General features: G+C 51.4%; 3 protein-coding genes and 1 pseudogene. 3 read left to right on the forward strand and 1 reads right to left on the reverse strand.

All coding sequences use genetic code 11. From position 1 onward, the window contains the following. A pseudogene (locus tag AB7E14_RS22675) lies at positions 1 to 555 on the reverse strand (FHIPEP family type III secretion protein); the annotation flags it as partial. On the opposite strand from AB7E14_RS22675, the gene AB7E14_RS22680 reads away from it, so the two are divergent. From AB7E14_RS22680 to motA, 3 genes are all read left to right on the forward strand, one after another. After that, positions 542 to 985, forward strand: coding sequence for a flagellar basal body-associated FliL family protein (locus AB7E14_RS22680; protein ID WP_316962897.1), 444 nt, complete (start codon positions 542 to 544; stop codon positions 983 to 985). The pseudogene AB7E14_RS22675 and the gene AB7E14_RS22680 overlap by 14 nt on opposite strands. A gap of 20 nt (positions 986 to 1,005) precedes the next feature. Further along, positions 1,006 to 1,722, forward strand: coding sequence for a FliA/WhiG family RNA polymerase sigma factor (locus AB7E14_RS22685; RefSeq protein WP_316962898.1), 717 nt, complete (start codon positions 1,006 to 1,008; stop codon positions 1,720 to 1,722). 28 nt (positions 1,723 to 1,750) lie between these two features. After that, positions 1,751 to 2,586: flagellar motor stator protein MotA (gene motA / locus AB7E14_RS22690; RefSeq protein WP_428170002.1), on the forward strand; the 836-nt coding region annotated here is incomplete at its 3' end.

Below are 2,586 nucleotides of genomic sequence, written 5' to 3' on the forward strand. Positions count from 1 at the left end.
CAGGCCGCTGAACGCGAGGAACGGGAAATGTGGCATTCCCGGCACCACTGCCAGTACAAACATAATGCTGGTGGCGGTATACAACACCGATGGGTTGGCCAGTAACTGTGCGCGAACATCGGTGGCGATATCGCCATTGTCACTGACGCGGGTCACGATGATCGCGGCGGCGGTAGAGAGCAGAAGAGAAGGGATCTGCGCCACCAGACCGTCACCGATGGTCATCAGCACGTACTGCTGGAATGCCGCTTCGGCACTGAGATTGTATTTAAAAATCCCGATGCACACGCCGCCGATCAGGTTGATCGCCAGAATCATCATCCCGGCGATGGCATCGCCGCGCACGAACTTCGAGGCCCCGTCCATCGCGCCATAGAAATCGGCTTCGCCGGCGACGTCCTTACGTCGCGTCTGCGCCTGCTGCTGGTTGATTAGCCCGGCATTCAGGTCGGCGTCGATCGCCATCTGTTTGCCCGGCATCGCATCAAGGGTAAAGCGGGCGGACACTTCGGAGATACGTTCAGCGCCTTTGGTGACGACGATGAAGTTGATCAGTTCGGTCATGGCTCTTGTTGTCGGCAGTAGCGCCGGTTGGGGCGTATATCATTATGTCGGGGGGGGCAAGCCCGTTAATGTGGCCTCTCCCGCCGTTGAAAGCGTGGATGAAAACAACAGTACGTTTGTCTCTCTACAGGAAACTATCGTGACGCTGCATGACAGCGACGGCACCGATCACTATATGTCAGCAGAACTGGTGATGGTGGTAATGAACGAAAAGGATTCTGAGAAAGTTAAACAACAGGAGCCGCTATATCAAAGTATTGCCGTTGAGCGTTTATCCGAAATGAAATATGAAGATATTCGGGCAATGAATATATCTGGAATCAGAGGGTTGTTAGCTGACTCGCTGAAAAAAGAATTACAGATCCGAAAAATATCCGCGCCTTATAAGGATATTTTGGTGAAAAGAGTCGTATTTCAATAAGCGATGGGGCTGGACATAAAATGATACAGGACGCTTACGAGTCTGTGGAATTCAGTGCGACGCCGGTACTTACCCCGCAGCAAGAAAGTCATTATTTACAGGCTTATTTGCCGTTGGTAAGAAAAGTGGTGCGGCAACTTGCCCCGCAATGTACCTCAGTGATGGACCGCGAGGATATGGAACAAACGGCGCTCATGGGATTGCTCAATGCCATTCGACGTTATGGACTGCCGGATGAGGGTTTTGCCGGTTACGCGGTGCATCGTATTCGTGGCGCGATTCTGGATGAATTGCGAAGCCTTGACTGGCGGCCGCGCCAGCTTCGCCAGAAATACCATCAGATCAAAGATTTGATCAGAAATGCCCGTAAGCAACTTGGGCGGGAACCGGAATGGGAAGAGCTGGCGAAGCTGGGGTTAACCGCAGAGGATTACCTGGAATTTCAGCAACTGGAAGGGGCCGATACGCTGGCGAGTCTTGATGAGTTGCTCAACGGAGAAACGCCCATTGCGCCATTAGAAGGGCGAGGATTTGAAGAGCAAGTCGTAACCCAGGAAGCACTCAGTTATGCCCTTCAACAACTGAGTGTAAAAGAGGGATTAATTCTCTCAATGTATTACCAACAGGATATGAATTTAAAAGAGATCGCGTTGGTGATGGGGCTGAGTGAAGCCAGAATTTGTCAAATGAATAAAAATATCACGCAAAAAATTCGTGATTGTTTATATCCAGATTAACCATTCGCATCTCTGTGCGGAGGATTGCATGCAAAAAGTATTAGGGTTATTGGTGGTGTTGGGCTGTGTTTTTGGCGGTTATTTTGAGGCGGGCGGGCAGTTAATTGCTATCTGGCAGCCAGCAGAGATGATCATTATTTTCGGCGCAGGATTTGGTGCAATGGTCATAGGGAATCCAAAGCATGTTCTCAAAGAGATTTTGCACCAGATAAAAGGCGTGATCAGTAAAAAACAGCTGGGTCCGGAATTTCAGCGTCAGCTGCTTATGTGCTTATACGAATTACTGGAAATGGTGCAAAACGGCGGCTTACGCATGCTTGATCAGCATATCGAACAGCCGGAGGAGAGCTCTGTGTTCCAGAAATACCCTCTGGTACTGACCCAGAAGCGACTGGTGACGTTTATCGCCGACAATTTTCGTCTGATGGCGATGGGAAAAATCGATGCTCACGAGCTGGAAGGGATCCTCGACCAGGAGCTGGATACGGTCGAAGAAGAATTGTTGACCCCTTCACGTTCACTCCAGCGTACCGCTGAAGCGATGCCAGGATTCGGCATTTGCGCTGCTGTGCTTGGCATTATCATTACCATGCAATCTATCGACGGCTCCATTGCGCTGATTGGCCTGAAAGTCGCGGCCGCGTTGGTAGGAACCTTCATGGGCGTATTTATTTGCTATTGCCTGATGGATCCGCTGGCGAACTCTATGGAGCAGCAGGCGCGGGCGGAGCACTCGCTTCTGGAGTGCGTGCGTACCGTATTGGTAGCGCAGGCAGGGGGCAAACCTACGCTGCTGGCGGTGGATGCCGGGCGTAAGCTTTTGCATCTGGCCTCAAAACCCACCTTCGCTAACCTCGATGCATG

It is taken from the genome of Citrobacter sp., assembly GCF_050252275.1.
Classification (GTDB): Bacteria; Pseudomonadota; Gammaproteobacteria; order Enterobacterales; family Enterobacteriaceae; genus Citrobacter_A; species Citrobacter_A amalonaticus.

Coding starts and splice junctions, on each gene's coding strand:
- AB7E14_RS22680 (WP_316962897.1), top strand. CDS start 542: ATGAAGTTGATCAGTTCGGTCATGGCTCTTGTTGTCGGCAGTAGCGCC.
- AB7E14_RS22685 (WP_316962898.1), top strand. CDS start 1,006: ATGATACAGGACGCTTACGAGTCTGTGGAATTCAGTGCGACGCCGGTA.